This is a genomic window from Bradyrhizobium sp. ISRA430 (assembly GCF_029909975.1).
In the GTDB taxonomy this organism is placed as follows: Bacteria; Pseudomonadota; Alphaproteobacteria; order Rhizobiales; family Xanthobacteraceae; genus Bradyrhizobium.
This window is the reverse complement of the sequence record NZ_CP094516.1, coordinates 6917122-6936013: the sequence shown is the minus strand read 5'-3', so window position 1 is coordinate 6936013 and position 18892 is coordinate 6917122. Positions and strand designations below refer to the sequence as shown.

Annotated in this window: 14 protein-coding genes; all 14 read right to left on the bottom strand. The window is 59.9% G+C overall.

Annotated features, from left to right (window positions below; all coding sequences use genetic code 11):
- Positions 1-8: 8 nt before the first annotated feature.
- Positions 9-854 (bottom strand): serine/threonine-protein kinase, encoded by an 846-nt coding sequence (locus MTX21_RS32960; RefSeq protein WP_280970874.1) that lies wholly within the window; start codon positions 852-854, stop codon positions 9-11.
- A 328-nt stretch (positions 855-1182) separates the two neighbouring features.
- On the bottom strand, positions 1183-4749 hold the full coding sequence (tssM, locus tag MTX21_RS32955) for a type VI secretion system membrane subunit TssM (RefSeq protein WP_280968720.1): 3567 nt from the start codon (positions 4747-4749) through the stop codon (positions 1183-1185).
- 7 nt (positions 4750-4756) lie between these two features.
- Positions 4757-5464, bottom strand: coding sequence for a type IVB secretion system protein IcmH/DotU (gene icmH, locus MTX21_RS32950; RefSeq protein WP_280968719.1), 708 nt, complete (start codon positions 5462-5464; stop codon positions 4757-4759).
- 185 nt (positions 5465-5649) lie between these two features.
- Positions 5650-6990, bottom strand: coding sequence for a type VI secretion system baseplate subunit TssK (gene tssK, locus MTX21_RS32945; protein ID WP_280968718.1), 1341 nt, complete (start codon positions 6988-6990; stop codon positions 5650-5652).
- 77 nt (positions 6991-7067) lie between these two features.
- Positions 7068-7577, bottom strand: coding sequence for a type VI secretion system lipoprotein TssJ (gene tssJ, locus MTX21_RS32940; protein ID WP_280968717.1), 510 nt, complete (start codon positions 7575-7577; stop codon positions 7068-7070).
- Positions 7577-9298: a type VI secretion system-associated FHA domain protein TagH gene (tagH, locus tag MTX21_RS32935; RefSeq protein ID WP_280968716.1), complete on the bottom strand. Its 1722-nt coding sequence runs from the start codon at positions 9296-9298 to the stop codon at positions 7577-7579. Before tagH ends, tssJ begins: the two co-directional genes overlap by 1 nt.
- Positions 9299-9925: 627 nt before the next feature.
- Complete coding sequence (locus MTX21_RS32930; RefSeq protein ID WP_280968715.1) at positions 9926-10099, bottom strand: hypothetical protein; 174 nt, start codon at positions 10097-10099, stop codon at positions 9926-9928.
- 412 nt (positions 10100-10511) lie between these two features.
- Positions 10512-11024, bottom strand: a complete 513-nt coding sequence (locus tag MTX21_RS32925) for a papain-like cysteine protease family protein (protein WP_280968714.1) — start codon at positions 11022-11024, stop codon at positions 10512-10514.
- Between the two features lie 434 nt (positions 11025-11458).
- Positions 11459-12445 carry a type VI secretion system baseplate subunit TssG gene (gene tssG, locus MTX21_RS32915; protein ID WP_280968713.1) on the bottom strand — a complete coding sequence of 329 codons (987 nt, stop codon included), beginning with the start codon at positions 12443-12445 and terminating at the stop codon, positions 11459-11461.
- Positions 12409-14157, bottom strand: a complete 1749-nt coding sequence (tssF, locus tag MTX21_RS32910; RefSeq protein ID WP_280968712.1) for a type VI secretion system baseplate subunit TssF — start codon at positions 14155-14157, stop codon at positions 12409-12411. Before tssF ends, tssG begins: the two co-directional genes overlap by 37 nt.
- A gap of 7 nt (positions 14158-14164) precedes the next feature.
- The gene (tssE, locus tag MTX21_RS32905; protein ID WP_280968711.1) at positions 14165-14560 is read right to left on the bottom strand and encodes a type VI secretion system baseplate subunit TssE; all 396 of its coding nucleotides are present in this window, start codon (positions 14558-14560) and stop codon (positions 14165-14167) included.
- Between the two features lie 12 nt (positions 14561-14572).
- Positions 14573-16057: a type VI secretion system contractile sheath large subunit gene (gene tssC / locus MTX21_RS32900; RefSeq protein ID WP_341510946.1), complete on the bottom strand. Its 1485-nt coding sequence runs from the start codon at positions 16055-16057 to the stop codon at positions 14573-14575.
- 34 nt (positions 16058-16091) lie between these two features.
- Entirely contained in the window at positions 16092-16583 is a 492-nt protein-coding gene (tssB, locus tag MTX21_RS32895; protein ID WP_280968710.1) for a type VI secretion system contractile sheath small subunit, read from the bottom strand.
- Between the two features lie 38 nt (positions 16584-16621).
- Complete coding sequence (gene tssA / locus MTX21_RS32890; RefSeq protein ID WP_280968709.1) at positions 16622-18241, bottom strand: type VI secretion system protein TssA; 1620 nt, start codon at positions 18239-18241, stop codon at positions 16622-16624.
- Positions 18242-18892 lie beyond the last annotated feature (651 nt).

Here is an 18892-nt window from a genome sequence, read left to right as displayed (position 1 = left end):
CGCGATTGCTAACCGCACCATCGATAGAACCAGCGCGGGCGGGCAAGACGCTGGACGAACTCACCGACGGTGTCGATCCGGTCACGGCGGTTGAGGGCAAGGCCCGAAGCGAGCACCCGCCACTGCGCCGACGAAATAGTCGGCGGCGGCGCCGGTGTGAGATTTGCGTTAAGTGCCTCGTCGGCTGGCCGCTCGGCATACGGGTGGTTGCCGGTCAGGGTCAGATAGGCGACCACCGCGAGAGAATAGACATCGTCGCTTTCTGCCCGTGACTTACCCATCAGCATCTCTGGCGACGCATAAGCCGGCGTCAATAGTCCAATGTCGTCGAGCAGAGCGGTGGCCCTGTCGCCTTGCGGCGGAAGGTCAAGCATGAGGGCTGTCCCAAAGTCCACAATTTTGATCTCGCCGGTCGAGGTCATGTATATGTTTCCCGGTTTGAGGTCACCATGGACGATCCCTAGACTATGCATGTGAACGAGGCCCTGCCCGGCGGCGCGTACGATCTGAAGGGACACGGAGGGCGAAAGCGCCCGTCCCTGACGATCCGCCAGGACCTGCGCCAGCGAGCGGCCCTTTAAGAACTCCATGACCAGGTAATGGTACTTGCCATCGTAGTCGGAATCGTAGATCCGCACCAAATTCCGGTGTACGCAATCGCGCAAAAGACGCGCCTCGCGGTGCAATAACTCGACTAATTTCTGGCGCATCTTCGCATGTGGTTGGATGACCTTCACTGCGACTTCTGGATTTTGCTCACGCGCCCACAGGCCGATCCGATCAATCGCACGATAGACGGTGCTGGTGCCGCCCTCGCTAATAATCTCTGCCAGGTCGAAGCGGCCGCCGAGCACGTATCCCAAGGGAGCCTCACTCACAGCACAGCCTCAAGTAGGCATTCTATGATCGCATTCATGTCGCTGGTCGCATGTTGCGCAAAAGCGCAAGGAAGGCCCCTGCCCGTCGGAACGTCCGACCGCCAATAATCCGTTGGACTCATGATACGGTGTTGCCGTTACGATCTAATCGGGGTCTGCCTGGAACGTGTCGCGTCGCTTACTCATCGCCACCAGGGGCGGCTACCAGCGTTGCGGCCGACCCCACCGCTCGCGCCAAGGTGCCGTCAGCGGCAAGTGCCCTCCTCCTCCCTAAAAGCCAAGAAGAACTCTCACGGCGCTCCTATCATAGGTGATCCGGACATCGGAACGAACGAAGGACACCCGAGCTGAACGGATTGCTTACACTTTCTGCCCGCAGTTCATAGGTCACGTCGGGCCGGTCAGGTCGACCGATCGTGATCGTGAAACGGTCGGGAGCGCCACGCGAGGTGGGCCGCGAAGCATCGATGAGACGGAACAGAGCCCAAGGGCCTGAGCGCTCAATCCTCTCCTCGGTTCCGTCCAGGGAAACAAGGGCGACGGAAGCCATGCTTGCATCGGTTCGACTCGGCCATTCAAGGTCGTAGGCTCGGGGCGCCTCGTGACGATAGACGATCTCCTTGCCATCCATGACAAAAGTCGCGCGCAGAAGTTTAGAGGCGAGATAGGCCGGTCTGATGCTGAACTTCACGGCTGGAGTGGAGCCCGAGCCGCTAAAAAAGGACTTGCGAATCTCTCGCGCGCGTTGAAATTGAGTCAGGGCATCGGCATGGATCGGCGCCGCCGCGCCGTCGATAGTTGCCGGCCCAAGGCCGGTTCTGACCTCGGTGACGAATGGCGACAGGTACTTCTGAAAAAAATCATCGAGAATGCCGCCGGGGCGAAAGAGATCGCTGAAGTCCTTTAAAGTTACGTCCTCGGTCGCGGTCGCAAACAATGGATAACGCTGGTAGATGCCAGCTTGGCAGATCGGCGCCACCTCCCGTGTCCAAACGGCATTGACATGACCGTGTGCCTGTCGAAGCAAGACGCTCCATGTCGAGAGCGCGATGTCGTTCATGATGGTACGGACCAGTTCGGGCCGTAGCGCCGAGTCAGCGCGCAAGGCGCCAAAGGCATCGTTGCTCGGATCCCTGACGCGTCGCTGAAAGAGCTGAAATGCAGCCTGGCCGGGATCGGGCGAGGTCGCGATATTGGCCATCGTTGCATACAGGCCGCCGAAAAGATCGCGGATGTGATCCATGCTGGCCGCCTGTCCGGAGGCTCCGCCTATGCCCAGTTGAACCAGAGGCCGGAAGGCTTCGGTGATCCGTGTTCCCGGCCAGGGGGCGTCGCCGAATGCCGCCGAGAATACGGCGGCCGCTGTCTCCCTGGCCTTGACCGCGGTCTGCTCTCCGGGCGGCGGCAGGTTCGTATTGTCGCGTACGAGGGAAATGATCTGCTGCAGTGCGCTTTCCGGGCCGGCCAGCCCGCGCAGGATCGCCGAGGCACGCTGCATATCGTCGAATTTGACGACGCGAACGCTGCTCAGCGCGCTTGTCCAAATGCGAATGTAATCGGCAACATAGCGATCGACGACCTTGCGCACGAGCTGTTGTGTGTCCGCCACATCGAACGAGCTGCCAGCAAGCACCCAGTCGCCGCTTTGCTCGTCCTGGACGATGAGTGGAAGGTGCGGCAGCAGGAAATCGATCAAACCATCCCGTGTGAAGATGCCCGGGATGATCGCAGTGCCGCCCGAAGAAGGGAGCTCCTGCTGGCCAATTGTGGGGAAAACAGCCTGGGGCTTTATCTCCAGCTGGCCGGCTCCCAGCAGACTAACGAGGTCGATTGGCCGGAGCTGCGTGTTCTCAGCGGCTTCGCGCAAAAGCCGGGCGTAGACCTGCTCGACGAGAGGACGTTCCATCAGCCGCAAGCCTACCGCAATCACGAACTTCCGGTCGCTCGTGATGGGTCTCGGCAGCAACTCAATAAGACGTGAAAAATGCTCCTGCAGTTCGCCAGCTGATGTCGTCTCGAGCGCAAACGTAAGCGCCACTTCACTTCGCATAGCCTGTTCGATTTTGCCGCGATCGAAATGCCTCGGATCGCCCAGCATCAAATAGATGCGGAACATTTCCTTGGCCTGGTCCAGCAGAGTATCGTTGCCCGACCGCAATACCGTATCAATCCGAACGGCAAGCCTTCCAGCAAAAACCGGCAGCAGGCGGTCGACCAGAATCTGGTCATAGGTTCGTTGCGCAGCCGGCGCGAGCACCGGGGTCGCCGAAATCCCGAGGCCACCGAGCCATGCAACCCAAGTGTTCTCGCCGGCTGCCAGACGCAGCCGGCGCGCGGCGTTGAGGGTCGGCAGGAGCCTAGTCAGATCCAGCGGCTCGCGTGGTTCGTTCAGGCGCGCTTGCATTGTCTGTGCGGCCATTTTGGTTTCAGCGATGCGTGCTTCGCTGCGGGCGAAGGCGCCATACCACTGCGTCAGTGCGGCGACCGCCAGTATGACTGCCACGAGATAGCCGCCACAGTGCACCATCGCGAGCTTACGTTCGAGTTTGAGATTGCGGCCGACCAGTCCCTGCTCAGCGAAGATCACGTCGGTCAGCAACTTCTTGATGAAGAATGTTTTTCCTGGTCCGATGGACGGCGTGGGTGGGCTTGCGTGCAGACCGAAATTCCTCCTGATCGCACCGCTCATCCTCTCGATCGGCCCTCCTTCCTGGGCAGCGCTAGTCAAGTAGACCCCGCGCAGCATCGGTTGCACTTCGAATCGGCTCGGCCGGAAGACCTCGCTAACGAAGGCGCTGACCGCGGTCCCGATGCTCCACAATTCTTTCGGGAACATATACATCATTGCACGACGGTCATGATTGCGTTCGTCATGCATGCGGAACGCCAAGTTGCCCTCGAGCCGCTCGGCAAGTTGCTGAATCTCGAGGGTTACGGCGCCGTCGATCTGATCGCCTGGTCCCTCTAGAGGAAAGGTCCTGCCCCAGACCTGGGCACGACCATCAAGGTCGAGATCGTCGAAATACTCGGTGAAGCCAACTACCAGATCGCATTTGGTTACCAGAACATAGACCGGAATACGCATACTAAAGGTCTTGGCGAGCTCCTGTATCCGCGAACGAATCGACTGGACGAGCCTGCGCCGGTTGTCATCGCCCGATAAGAGATCGCGCAGGCTGATCGCAACCAAGATCCCGTTGATCGGTCGCCGGCGCCGATGCACGGTAAGAAGATCGAGAAAGCCATGCCAGGCCGCGCGATCGACCTCGGCATCCGTATCCTGTGTCGTATAACGGCTTGCCGTGTCGATAAACACTGCCTCTTCGGTAAACCACCAGTCGCAGTTTCGCGTGCCGCCGACACCGGCCACCGGATCGACGCCGAGCCGTTCGGCCAACGGAAACTCGAGCCCCGAGTTGCGCAGGATCGTTGTCTTTCCGGCCCCTGATGGTCCAATGATGATGTACCAGGGCAACTCGAACAGATAGCTCGGTCCGCGCTTGCCGGCGAACACCGTATCGCGCAGGACCTTCAGCGCGCCCTCGAAGCGTCCTCGGATGAGATCGATCTCCTCCTCGCCACGATTTTTGGAGGTCGTGACGAGGCCCTCGCTCGCCATCAATGACTTGATAACACGTCGGTTAGCACGGCGCGCCAGCCAGTAACGGACAAGGATGGTGACGACGACCGTCAGGGAGAGGCAGCCGATTGTGGCCGCGCGAACCGTCATCGAAACCAGCGGATGCTGATCGAACAGGTCAAGGTGGGGGCCGCCGAACCAGATCAACGCGTCGACCAGCAACAAGGTGACCAGCGTGATGATGCCTCGAACCGAAAAGAGGGCCGCGAATCGAGCGCCAAACACCTGCACCTCCCTTTTATCGTGGTCCAGACTGGCCGATCATGACGAGCAGTTGCTCAACGGGCGCGAGTTCGTCCGATAGGCGCCAATGAAAGACACCATAGCCGATCAGCCCAATGACGGCCGCAGCGGCGAAGATGATCCATAACGGTACGTAGCGACGCATCCGTGTACGTACTTTAACGCCGCGCCATCGGATCGATAGTTCGGCCGGTGGTTCGCTCGTATAGTCCCGCAACAGACGCCGAACGTCGGAACGCAGGTCTTCAAGCCGCTCGCGGCCTCCTTCCACCACGCGATATTTGCCCTCAAACCCCATCAACAAGCAGATGTTGATGAGCTTGAGCAAGGCGAGGTATTTAGCCGGCTTTGCCTGCACGCGTTCGAGTATCTGGAAAACCCTCTCGCCACCCCACGTCTCGTTATGGAACTGGTTAAGCAGGCTGTTGTCACTCCAGGCGCTCTCACTGCCCCAGCGCGTGGTCATCACCGCTTCGTCCAGCAACGCGCATATCACGTAACGGGCGGCTGTGACATCGCTGCCGCTCGCCTGATCTTTGGCCGCACGCACCTCGAAGCGGTGGATTTCCTCGACCATCTCACGTCGCAGCACGCTGATATCGGCGTTGTTGACGACGCGAAGCTGTGCGACGACCAAAAGGATCGGCGTCGCGGCCGCGACCAAGGCGTCCTCCATTGCCTTTGGCTCGAACAGGCCTTGCATGACCATCTCGGCATGGTTAGCTGGCCACACCTCGTCGGATTCAGATACAGGCGACGGCAGAGCGCCCGTCGGAAAGGTGATCTTCGGCGCAACGCAAGCGGAGGATTGCCCGACTTGAGTGTTACGGGTCGGACCGACTGGCCTGCGTCCGATGACTGTCGGTTCATCCATGTGTTTCGGGCCCGTCACGTACGTTGCCCACGGATGGCCCAGAACTCGAGATGGAGATCCGAGTAGTCACCGCTGACGTGGAACGCAAAGGCCGCCGAGCGCGGCAGGATCCGCCACAGCTCCACCGACTGGTCCAGCTCGAAATAGACGGCATTCTGGATGTAGGGCAACTCGCGCGGCGCCACGGCGAGCGCGTGAATCGGAACACCCGGGAGCTGAAGATTGACGAGATTGCGAATCTGCTCGACCGAGCCGACCTTCATCTGCGCCGGAAGCTGGTTGCGCAACGCCTCGCCCGGTACGCTTGCCACGGCGATGAGAACGAACCGAGAGTTCTGGAACAAGGTGCGATCGGTGATCAGGCCGGTTAGAATGCCGTAGCCTCGGTCCTGCAACGGAAGCGATATTGCGGCGCTTTCGATCACAACAGCCAGCAGCCCACGCAGAATATCAGCCAACGGCGTGAAGCAGCTTTCGAGGTCCTCATGCCGATAGGAAGGCACCTCTTGCGGCTTCCGGCGGTCGCCAACGAAGCTCGATAGCTGTCCGGTAAGGCTCAGCAATGCGCGGAAGAGGGTTTCAGGATGATGCCCACGTGTTGCTGCGAAGTGGTCGAATACGGCTTCTGCGCCATTAACGATCGATAAAGTGACAAGATCAATCAGTCCGGCTCCGTCCGCCGTCGCGCGCGAGGGATCCGCGCGCGCAGCAAGCGCCTCTGCGCGTGTCCGCAGCAGCGACCTGACCTCGTTCAACAGCGCGACCAGCGACTTGGCTGCGTGGATGTCGATGGCAGGCGGAACGTAGGTGTCGGATAACGTAATCGCGCGAGCCGGATCGATATCACGGATGCGACAGATAGGCAGCGCGATCAGATCACCCTGCTCCTCGCCGTCAAAGATAAGATGTGTTGATAGCGACGCAACCTTGATATCGACCGGAGCCTTTTCAGGCGCGCTCGCTTTGCGGATCTGCAAGACTTCCTGATCGTAGCGGTGCGCGAGTGCATTCCCGGAACAGACGTCGCTGCCGGCCTGCCGGCGCGTACCCACCGCGATCTTGACCAGCAGATCTTTCGCAGCCGGTGGAGGGATTCGTCCGGCCGGAAGGCGGACATGCTCCGGCGCATGAAGGGCCGTGCCGTCGGGCATAATGGCTTCAAGTTCGGTAAGTGCGACTTGGCCAAGCGCCAGAAGATTACGATCAAAGGCAATTTTTCGAATGCCCCAGCCGTAGCCGAGCAGACCAGCAACGCGGTTTTCGACTAGTTGTTCGACCCAGCGGTCATATTGCTGAAAGTGCTGCGGCCGCACCAACATGCCTTCGGACCAGATCGGTTTGCTTGTCGCAGACACCAGTTCAGTCGCCTCTTCGCTGACTTTCCAAAAGGTGCATGTGCCCCCGGCGGCTGCTAGTGGTCACGACGAACCGGTCATAGGATTTTCCACCAGTTTCGGCTGGCTTCGTGCTCAATGCTGACAGCTTCAGCAGTCAATTTTACCGAGATTCTGTTGTCACGATCGGGCTTGATTTCGGCAGTTGAGCGCCATTGGGCATCGTTGCCCGTGCGGAAGCCCGCGATCACGCCGATATTTCGGGTCTCGATCGGCGTATCGCGCTCGAAGTCCATCTTATCGCCAGGCGCCAGCTCGACTTCGCGCTTGGCCACCAGATCCGGCCCAAGTCGTTTGGTGTCATCGTCGAACAGCTCGAAAAACTGCGCCTGGGTGAAGGTGGTCGTCGACTTCAGTTCATAAATGCGGACGACGACCGGCGACGGCTTGCCGTGCGCGTTCGGATTGACGAATTCATCGGCCTCGATCACGAACTTTATCGGCGTCGTCTTGGCGGTCTTGTCAGTCGAACAATTGGTGGCTGCAGCGGCCATCAGCAACGCACCGCCAACCACGGACAACCGATGGGCTGTATTCGGCGGCGCCATTAGGCCGTCTTCCCTTCATTGCGGCCAGATTCTGAGCGTCGCGTTTCGTAGCTTCGAGCAAACTCTTCTGCGACAAAGGAGCGAGCGGTTCGATCAATGTCATTGACCATCGATGCGTGCAGTTCCACAAATCTGTCCCACAACTTGGCCTTATTGATGCGAGCGCCGAAAAGCCCGCTGATTGCACCGTCGCTCTCGATACGCTGGGGGCTCATGTGCGTGAGCACATTGCTGACCGCGCCTCTCATTGCCGCCATTGCCGCGACCTCATGGGCCTTGATGTCATCGAAGCCTGCGCGCACCGACCGGGAGAGCAACCGGAATCCGTGATCCTTTGCGAGCGCCTCGCGGAGGACGTGACTGCTGTTGGTGAACTGTACTGCGTTGTCATTCCCGGCGCGTGTCTGCGTGGGCCTGATTTGGCACTCATTCTTGAGCATAGCCCACGCCGCCAGTATCGAATGCAGCCCGTTCGTCATCTCAGCGACCGCATGGCCGAGTTCGGCAAAAAACTCTCGACGCTGTGCTGGCGGCACAAGATCCGGATTGAAACCAAGCGCATCCCAGAACGCCTGCAATTCGTCTGTGTCGGAAGGAGGGTTCGTAGGCAACAGCGGAGCACCGCTCCTTGTCGAGCTTCTTGTCTCAGGAGTGCCGACCACGCGCGGCGGAGCAGTTTCCTTTAGTCTCAGCAGCAGCCGATCGAGCTCCCGCTCATCGGGCGGCGGCGTCCTTGAACCAGAATTCGGCAATTTCCCGAAGTGATTCGTCGGAGAAGAGGCGGTCGGCTTAGGCGCGATCCGGAGCTCGTTCCGCTCATTGAGGCGCGCTTTTGTTCGCTGCGATGACACCGACGGCGTGCAGCACGAGACCGGCCCCGGCAATAGATCGCCAAGATCGAGATCCTCAGGGATGATTGGCGCAGGGTGGCCATTCGGCAGTACATTCCTGCCATTGAAAGGGGCAGAGGGCAGCGGTTGGGATGGCTTGACAAATGGCGTGTCGACCGATGACAACAGAATTGATCCGACATTTCCCGATTGCGCGTGCGAGGATGGCCTCTGGGTCGTGGTAGCGCTCGACGGTCGCCGAGGAAGATCCGCCAGTGTCGGATCCACAGCCTCGATGTCGCTGCTGAGCGGCTTGCCTCCAGGCAAGGATGGCGGATGAGGTGCCTGCGGCTCGCATTGTGCCGCTGAATAGAAGATCTGGCGCGGGCCGGTCACTCTTGAGGGTTCGGGCGGAAGATACGCATCGTTTACCGACGGTCCGGCAGTCGGAACGGCTGCAGTTGCGGACTTTTGGGTGAATGCAGGAGACGGCAACGTCGGCGTTGTACGGCCGACACGCACCGCTTTCGACCCCGTCAAGCCTAGCAGTTGACGTTCCTCGACAGGATCGTCCTCGATCATTACCGAGAGGGTGTAATGCGCCAAGTATAGCGTATCGCCATCAGCTAGCGGCGTGGTATTGCCGCGTCCCAGCGGTGCGTCCACCGTGTTGATGTACACACCATTGGTGCTTGTATCGGTAATCGTGAAACCGATGCCATTGAATGCGATCAACGCGTGGTGTCCTGACAGCGTGTTGGTTGGATCTGGAAGCCGCCAGTAGCAACCGCGCCCGCGACCGATGGAGCCCCCTTCCGGTCCAAACGCCTGCCTTGCGTTGCGGCCCAAGGGCTCGGCGTTCTCCCCGAGGACTCCGAGTGTGAGATGCATCCTGCACCTTCAGGCTTGCTCGCCGGCGCACGTGGTCATCCGAGACCCCCCATTGGAATTGCCGTGGCGGCAGCATGCTTTCTACTGACCAGCATTGTTGCTGGGCCGATCGATTGTCTCATGCGCCGGTTGCGCAAGGCGAAAAGGAAGGTCTCTTCGTGCGCTTAGCTGCACCGGACGTCGCGCGGGGCTTTCTCTCTCAGAAACAAGGCATGCGAACGCAAGCAAAGAAGCGCGGTAGTCTTACGCATCTACGTGCACTCCGCCAATTAATGTTGCCAGATTTCGGTAGCAACGGTCGTGCCAATGGCGCCCCAATCTAAGCCACTGATTGGACGTAAGATTCTTTGGTCCGGCGAATGACGCCGCTGTTCTCAAACTGACAGAGGCTCGTGCAGCCGTCAGACACCGGACAAGGTGACCCCCTCAGGCAACTTTTTTGACTACAACCGGCCCAATGTCATCTCGCTATCCTTGACCAAACGGACAGCGGCAGCTTGTCGAGCCAATATGGCGTCGACTTGGGACCCCGGAGATGCGTCGCTGCTTACGGCAGGCAGTGTATTCGACGACCCGGCAGTGCTTGCGTCTTGAAACGAGCGGGCAGAAGTCCGTTATCCCGGCAAGTTATTGCGGACGCGATGCCGCACCGAATTCTACCCCGGACCTCGCATATTGGAGTTCGATATTGACGGCATCGACATAGGCGACTTTTTTTACCGCGGGCAGATTTAGTTTGTTGCTATCCAGAAAGAATGCAGATGCGGTGCGAGTGTAGAGCCCGGTCGGCTTCTGCTTCACGAGGTTCGCATTCTCGTCCTCTTTCACGGCGAGGCAAAGCCGCTTTAGGACGGCAAGGTCTAGGCGTCGCGGAGTGCACGACGCCGCGATATAGGGAACGGCGCCGAACGCAGAAAAGTGGCGCGGAGGGCTGAAAAGATCGCGCGCACGTGTTGAGCGAGGCCTTGGCTGTCTCGCCGGGCGTCACGGCCAAGCAACCAAGCCATCACACGCACAGCAACCGGCTTGCCGACAATCCTATGCGATGAAGGGAGGCAAAAGCAGCGCGCTTTCACGCCATGCCCGGCCAACCACTCGCGCCCTCGGCGGCGGCTTCTGGCCTTACATGTCGCCGATCGGATACGAAAGCAGGAGGAGGTGTCTTCGCTCGGGCGTTCGCAGTCGGAAGGCCTTGCGGTCCAGAGGGGGGATTTCACAGCCAGTCGCGATTCTTGACAAAAAGGTCGTCGAACAAGAGACCATCGAAGTAGATCACTCCACGCGCTGGATAAGACGGATCATTGTAGCACAACATGTCTTCTATCAGACCAGTCAGCACTATTATATGCCCGTCCCATGGTGGTTCGTTCCCAGAGATTGACGGCAGACGCAGCGCAGCCCAGATTGGCCCTCGTGCGATCAACGTTTCTTCAATAAAATCACGCGTTAATCCGTCATCTGGCTGCTTGAGCCTCTCTAATCCTTCGGTGCGCGCCAACCAGTCAAACTGGTAGCCGTTGATGCCTATGTCGGCCCGCCAAACAGAAGGTAGACCCAACCGAGGGCCTGGGCGAAAGTAGTACGACAGCATACAAGCGCAAGCATACCAACAATTGTGGTTCCCATGCGGTCGTACATTTCCGGCATAGTCTCGTCGCATGTTTAATTGGCCGTCATAGCCATGTTGTTGGCCGACAAGCGGGACATCCAGCTTTACGTTTAGCACCCTACTGCTCCCCCAATTTTACCAGCGAGCTGGGCAAATAGCGTGCCGAACGGCATTAGCGCCAACCGCCGGTGGCCATGCCTACTCACATACTTGGCGCGAACGAGATGGCTCTCATGTGCCCGGCGGGCGCGCACCGGCTCGTGGCTCGGATCGATGCGCAACATGATCTTCGCGACCTCGCGCCAGTCCGCGCTCTCTGCATCCGCATCCAAGGGGCGCATGCAAGTGACGGCGTGCTACCGGTCGTAAGGACTCGACTCGGTGCACTGGCATAGCAGTCTCTCGGTCATGGAAGCCATTGGACCGCAGCCAGCACGCTATGGCAACGTCTAGCCACGTTGACTGCGACTCCGGCCCGTGATCCGTGACGGCGATGATGGTCCAGTATCCCGTCATCGCGAGTGATCTTCACCCGAACAACTCGAAAACGTTCACAATAGAACAAGGCTTCCGGTTCCATTGGGCGGGTCGATCCATGTCGTCCAGCCTAATTCTCCTTCGCCCAGAGTCCATTCTGGCGTCTGCCCGAGCGCTAATTCTAGCTGGAGATCCCATGCCAAGGGCTCGCGCAGAATAACGTTGACGAGACGGCAAACGATGGCATGGCTCTCGCAACCAGGCAGCAGCGACCGAAACTGCTGCTGGTTGAGCGGGCCGAGGCAAAGCCGGAATTTGCCTACGATGTCCGGCATGGTTTCACCGGCAAGGGTATCGACACCGAGCTCAAGACCAGCCCGGCCAAGGTGCCACTGCGCCTGCCGTGGAATGTCGATCTCGCGCCAGATGAATTCCTCGACCCGCGCTGAAATGTTCAGATGGCTGGAAATCAAGCCGGCCACAAGCTTGGCGGACCGGCTGCACAACGCAAGGACGCCGGCATGCGGCAGCAGCCGCGCCCGCCATTCCCGTTCGTCTGCGGTGCCTTCCCGGGGCACGAGTCCAAAGAGCGTGCCAATCAGCACCGAGATCGCGTCGGTTGCGCCCTCCTCGAACCGCAAATGGTGACGGTAATACCGCCAGATCCGCAACAGCAGGCTGATCAGACGGTGATTGAAAAAATCAAAAAAATCGCGGAGCGATCCCATGCCCTCTGCATGCATGACCCGTTCGGCGTAGAAGGGCGGCAGCGGCGAGGAGGGACCATGCAGCCCGAGGAAATTGACGTTGACCTCCACGCGCTCGGTGCCGGCCTTGACCTGTCTGACTTCCGCAATCTCTTCGGCAGGAAAGCCAAGCGTCGGCGCCGCGCGGAAGCGCACTGCCTCCCGCGCGGGATCATCGGTGGAGCCGATCGGGGGAGCGGCGCTGAAGCGCCGCTCGAGATGCGCAACGAGCGAGAAGAACCCGAATGCCGAAAGCTCATCGCGTTCGTCGGGCGCGGTCAGAGTGCCGTGATCGATCCGCTTCTCGCTGGCCATAGGTAGTGTGCGTTGCTTTCCGTGCCACGAACCGAAAACCGGTGCAGCATATTGATGCCGGCAAACGTCGCGAAAAAGGCGTCGAGTACCGCTCCCAACAGGAACAATTCGCTCTCGCCACCGATCTTGCTGTCGATCACGGCTAGTTCGATATTTCGCATTCGGACCGGAGCGCCGCGCACCACGTGATCGGTGTCCGTGGTCGCGAACTGATCTAGGCCTTCGAGCAACAACTCCAGGCGGCGACGCGCCTGAACGTCATAGACTGCACGGAACTCGTAGCTGGCAAGCACGGTCCGCAACGTACCTATGTTGGCCACCACGCCGTAGTTGCGCGCCAGATTGGCCGTCAACCGCCGCAATAAGCCATCACTGACCGGTGGGGGCACCTCTGCAACGACCGCTGTGATATTGGAGAAGGTCACGGAGCGAGGCGTGTCAGAGGTCGGCAGATCCACGCTACCGACAGGCAACCGGTCGGCAATGGGTCCGTTCGAGCAGGTCAATTGCAGGGATGCGACGTCGATCGGCGGATGTTGGCCGATGTCGAGCCGGTCAACGAAAGTCACGTAGTGATCGACGCTCCGGCCGACCACCGCAGGCCGGATACGCTCGCGAAAGTAGGCGCGGTTGCGCTCGGCGCCCGGCAGATCGTGGCGCAACAGGTCGAATGGCTCGAACTCGATGCGTTCGGGACGGCCTTGCAAATAGCCGGTCACACCATCGACGGACCGGATCGAAAAGTTCGGCCCTCCCGAGGCAAGTACGCGGTATTCGGTCTTGGTCCGATTTAGCCGAATTGGCGAGGCCTCATGGCTGAAGACATTGATTGCCGGCGTGCAGTTCAAGCAAATCTGGCCTTTGCCGACGCGCAACCGGGCCGGGAACGGGCGCCGAAACTCGAAGGTGAGGCTGCACTCAGTCTCCGTGTGGGCTGCGAGCGGCTCGAGGCCAGACAATTCGACGTAGAGAAATTTCGAAGGATAACAGAGATACTCCTGAATGATCCGGAATCCTGAGAAGGCGTTGCGCGGCCAGGGCAAAACCGCCTCGTCATCACGGAAGCCGACTGGCGCGATCTGTGCTGAGCCGATTGCGGCCACCTGTCGATCGGCCACCGTAACAGTCCCCGCCGAGGCGTGACGGCACAGCCAAGCCAACAGGCAGCGCCCCACTTGCGGCTCCCGCTCGGTCGAGAAGAAGAGGCGAAGCCGACCATTCTTAAGACATGACAGGTTTTGCTGACCGGTTGCTTTGATACGCAGGATTAGCCGGGCCGCGCTCGTCCGGTTCTCCAGCTGAACGTCATTGATCTTCAGCGGCAGCACCTCGATTGCGTAGCAGGTGACGAACGTGCAGTTCGTTCCGTCGATCGGCCGCGAGCGAACGCTGGTCCCGGCCGGCAGGTTCAGGCTCGCGGCGCTCGCCGATGATTTCAAGGCAAAAGACAGGGTCGTGATGGGCGGCAGAGCTTGAAGATATTGCGGCCACACCATCCGCAACAGGCCGTGGACGAATTCGGGAAATTCGTCGTCGAGCTTTTGGCGCAGCCGCGCGACAAGGAAGGCGAATCCTTCGAGCAACCGCTCGACGTCGGGATCGGTGGCATCCTGCCCGAGAAATGGCGCAAGCTTCGGATTGGCCAACGCGAAGTCGGCGCCGAGCTCGCGCAAATAGGAGAGTTCGTCTTCGTAATAGGGATTAAGGGCCACCGCCGCCTCAGCCCCTTATCCGAACGTGCTTATCGCAGATCGCATCGAAGGAAATTGGCTCCATCTGGTCGTCATAATCGAGCGTCGCGTTGACGTGAAAGCTCAGCTGCAGCGGGTTGTCGGGATCGGCATGAAAGCGGATCGAAACATTCTTCAAGCGGGGCTCAAATGTCTCGATCTGCTGCTTGAGCGAACGGGCGAGCGAGCGTACTGCGTCGGCTCCCTGCCCGACCGTCTCGTTAAGGTCGGGCATGCCGAGGTCCGGCCGTGTTTCGCAGCAGCCCTGGCGTGAGTTTAGAACCCGACGTAGGTTGTCCAGAACGCTTGCCCGGAAGCGTTCGAATGACACCCGATGGGTCGCCGACCCGTCCTCCAAGCGCTCCATAAGGCTGCGGTCGAACATCGCCTGTCACCTTCAGTGCTTGTCGAGCCTACCCTTGAGCGTCAAAGCAAAGTCTGCACCCATGTACTTCAAATGTGGAACGACAGCGATGCCGACGCGATACCAGCCCGGCTCACCTTCGACGTCCTCGACGATGATCTCCGCCTTTCGCAGAGGCCGCCGCGAGCGCACCTCTGCCGACGGATTCTCTTGATCGGCGACATACTGATGAATCCAGTTGTTCAGCTCGCCTTGCAGCTCTTGGCTGCTCTTCCAGGAGCCGATGTTCTCGCGTTGCAGCACTTTGATGTAGTGGGCGAAACGATTGATGATGAACATATAGGGCAGCTGGCTGCCGAGCTTGTAGTTGAGCTCGGCCACCTTACCTTCCTGGCTGTTCCCGAAATATTTCGGTTTCTGCGCGGAATTGGCCGAGAAGAAAGCGGCATTGTCAGCTCCCTTGCGCATGGTCAGCGCGATGAAGCCCTGCTCGGCTAGTTCGAACTCGCGCCGGTCCGAGATGAGCACCTCAGTCGGGACCTTGGTCTGCAATTGTCCCATTGCCTCATAGGTATGCAGATTGAGATCCTCAACCGCGCCGCCAGACTGGGGGCCGATGATGTTCGGGCACCAGCGATACTTGGCGAAGCTTTCGGCTAAGCGCGTCGCAAAGGCAAAGGCAGCGTTGCCCCAGAGGTAGTTGTCGGTTTCGCCGTCCGAGGCCTCCTGGTAATTAAAGTCCTTCACGGGAACCGTCTCTGGACCATAGGGCAAGCGCAGCAGGAAGCGCGGCAGCGTCAGGCCGAAATAACGAGCGTCATCGCTTTCGCGGAACGAGTTCCACTTGGCATATTTTGGTCCCTCGAACACCGATTGCAGGTCCTTCAGACCCGCGATCTCCTCGTAACGTTCGACGCCGAACATGTCCGGTGCAGCAGAAGCTATGACTGGTGCATGCGACATGGCGGCCACCGCGCTCATGTACCGCATCAGCTTAACATCCTGGCTGCCACTGCCAAACTCGTAGGCCGATATCATGGCCGCGACGGGCTGGCCGCCGAACTGGCCATATTCTGCGGTGTAGACGTGCTTGTACAGGCCCGACTTGACGATCTCCGGGCTGTCCTCGAAGTCGGTGAGCAATTCGTCCTTGCTGACGCTAAGGATTTCTATCTTGATGTTCTGACGGAAATCGGTGCGGTCGACCATGAACTTAAGCCCGCGCCAAGCCGACTCGAGCCGTTGGAACTGGTCTGTGTGCAGCACGTCGTCGAGCTGAGTCGAGATTTTGCGATCGATCTCCGCGATCATCTGATCGACGAGCGCATTGTTGACCTGCTCGTCGGCCCGGTTCGGTTTGATGAGCTCGGCGACGAAAGCTGCGACGCCCCGGCGGGCGAGGTCGTAACCCTCGTCGCGCGGGGTCATCCTGGTTTGGACGAGGACCTGATCCAGCAACGAAAGGTCAGTGGTCGGGGTGGCGACTTCGGCCGGCTGCTGCGCACTTGTGTCGGTCATAGCGCTCGCCCCTCAAGGAATCTCGCTGATCTGCTCACTCGCTCTTGCCGGTGAGCTCGCTCAGGAGCCGCGGCCGCGCGCCGTGGTCTTCGAGCAGATTCTGGATGGCCTTGCGGAAACCCGGCACGTTGCCGAGCGGGCTCTTCAGAGCGATCAGGGCCGCGCGTAGTTCGGTCAAAGCGCGCAGTTCGGGGATTTGCTGCACGATACGCTCGGGTTCGAAGTCCTTGAGGCTCTGAAACTGCAGCGACACCGACAGCTTGCCAGCCTCAGGCTGATCGTCGAGCTTATTCTCGGCGGAGATATGAAGAGTCAGTTCCTGGCTTTTGACAACCTCGTTAAAATTGTCCTTGTCGATATTGACGAGCTCGCGCTGTTCAATCGGTCGGTCATCGGCCTGTCCGGTGAAGTCGCCCAGAACCAGCAATTTGAGCGGCAGCTCAACATCCTCCTTGAGGTTGCCGGCTGCCGGCCTGAAGCGGATATTGATGCGCTCCTTTGGAGCAACCGAGCTTTCCTGTGCCATATCAGCTCCTGTTTAAGACTCTGCCCTGATAAAGTCAGCTAGCGGCCAAGCTGGCTCTCCCGTGCGATATCGATGCCAGCGACCCTCTTTCGGATTTGCTCGAGCACGGCGCAACGGCGCGGCTCATCAATCAATTGCTGAGAGTCGGAATGAGTCATCGCGCGAAAGCGCAATTCGGCGACGTCGAGCGCAAGCCGAGGCTCCCAGCGTTCGAGATTGCGCTCGGCGATCACCTCTTCCATGTGCTCGAGCAGCGGGACGGCGGTCGTCACGAAGCCGGTTTCGATGCAGAAACGTGCTTGCGCAAGCTGGCCCACGAACCGCGCTCGTTCTCCGCTCGCGCCATCCAGCGCACGTGACAGCTTCTCGAGGGCAGCCTGAGGGTGCCCATCGCCAATCAGCTTATGTGCCTCAACAACCGCTTCGTCGGCAGGATCACGGCCCGGCGACACGTCCGCACCACCGACGGCGGCCCACGCGCGCGTTTCCTCATCCGCGAACGCCCGTCCGTCATTGAACTGAAACGTCAAGATCCGCGGATAGCGTGTGACCAGCAGGGCTAGGCTTGCGCGCACTGCCGCGGCCGCCGGCTCAAAGAGCGGCCCCATTTGCTCCAATGCTTTCGCAGCATGCCGGTGAACGTCGAGCCAGAACGGTGACATCCAGACGATCTCTTCGGCCAAATTCAAGACATCGGCGTGCTGACCGGCCGTTATTTTGGTTTCCAACGCTGCGATATTGTCCGCAGGCGCAAATATCGTTGTGCGGCCGCCCGTATCCGGCGGCAGGGCGTCAAAGCGCATCCAGGAGCCGACACGATTGAGCAGATAGACCGTCGGGTCTGTGGGGGACGTAACGCGCCGGGCGGCCGAAGCTAGACGCAGCATATCAGGCAAGCCGGCCCAGTCGCCATCGGCGCCAGCCGGTCGTGCCACCTCAACCGGCGGAGGGGATTCCGCCGGGGCGACGCCGGCCTCCTCGACAGCTCGGGCCGCCTCCGCCGCACGTTCCGGGGGCACGGCGCTTGCGCGCTTGGCTTTTTCGTAGTGCGGCCGCAGAGCCCTCAACAACTCGCCCAAAGAGGCTTGCTCATTGACCAGCTTGTCGCGCAGCTGGCGGTCGAGATCGTCAAGCGCCTCATAGGCGGCGAGCACTGCCGGATATTCAGTTTCGATCGGCACATTCTCGGCCACCTCCGGCCCAACGCGACCAACGAGCCAATCGATTGCTCCGACCCGCGCCCGTTCCCGCTTGATCGGCGGAAAGAGCCCCTCCCAATGCGCATCCACCGTGCCGCGCAAAATGCCTAGGCCGACCGCAAGGCCCTGGTATCCTCCGGTCCGGAACAGACCATAGGTGGCCCAACAGACAACCAAAAGGTCCTTTGACTGGTTCGACAGGATATGGAGCGACAGCGTGCTGACTTTGCTCCAATCAACCGCGGTCGGTCCGTCGGCGTCCATGCGCCGGACCTCGGTTTCGAGCTGTTCAAATTCGGCCGCACCACGGACATCGATGCCGGCGGGCACGGGGCCCGGCACAGGCGCGGCACCGTGCTGCGCACGCGCATCGATGTCGTCTCGAACCGCCGCCCAGTGATCAATCACCGTGATAAAACCATACGCGAACACGCATTGCGACGGATCGCGGAAAGTCAACGTCGTACCCGCCGCATACAATAAGCCGAGAGGCGACACCCTTGTAAGCCATCACTACCGTCCTTGCGCAAGCGCTACTGGATGACGTCCGCCTTCCGCCTTCACCTCCTTCAAGCCCTATGCCAATTGCAAATGGCTTGATTAGTAAAAGCGATTTTCTCAATCGGCGTCACGGCCCCGACAGCATGTTGCAAACCCGACATCAGAGGTGGTGGCTGTCGGCTCAGTCATTGGCCCGAAGGAGCCTTTGGCTCAGGCAAACTGCGCCGCGCGCGCCCGCGTCGGGACACTTTGACAGAAGATGAGGCGAGGATTTTCAACTCGGTACGTCGATGGATCGTCGTTGGAACATCTCATGTCGTACACGACTTTGAGATCACAACAACATCGGCTTGCGCATCACCGACAGGAGGACCCGTAGACGGCGGCGCTGGCGGCTCCCACAAACCGTGCGATCTCGGATTGCCGTGCATCGGACGAACTCGTCATCAATGACATCGACCTACACATGATTGAGCTGTCACAGAATCAACTGCAAGATTGTACGCGCGGTCTTACGCGTTATTGGGTCGCTGGACGCAATAAAGCCATTGGCCAACCTCCGGGCTCTCATAAATTCACTTAATCCGGTCGGCGGCATCCTTTGAGCAA

Bases quoted from the DNA above. Each gene is read 5' to 3' on its own strand.
- tssB (WP_280968710.1), bottom strand. From the start codon at position 16,583: ATGGCACAGGAAAGCTCGGTTGCTCCAAAGGAGCGCATCAATATCCGC.
- icmH (WP_280968719.1), bottom strand. From the start codon at position 5,464: ATGCAAGGCCTGTTCGAGCCAAAGGCAATGGAGGACGCCTTGGTCGCG.
- tssG (WP_280968713.1), bottom strand. From the start codon at position 12,445: ATGGCCAGCGAGAAGCGGATCGATCACGGCACTCTGACCGCGCCCGAC.
- tssE (WP_280968711.1), bottom strand. From the start codon at position 14,560: ATGTTCGACCGCAGCCTTATGGAGCGCTTGGAGGACGGGTCGGCGACC.
- tssC (WP_341510946.1), bottom strand. From the start codon at position 16,057: ATGACCGACACAAGTGCGCAGCAGCCGGCCGAAGTCGCCACCCCGACC.
- tssJ (WP_280968717.1), bottom strand. From the start codon at position 7,577: ATGGCGCCGCCGAATACAGCCCATCGGTTGTCCGTGGTTGGCGGTGCG.
- tagH (WP_280968716.1), bottom strand. From the start codon at position 9,298: ATGCATCTCACACTCGGAGTCCTCGGGGAGAACGCCGAGCCCTTGGGC.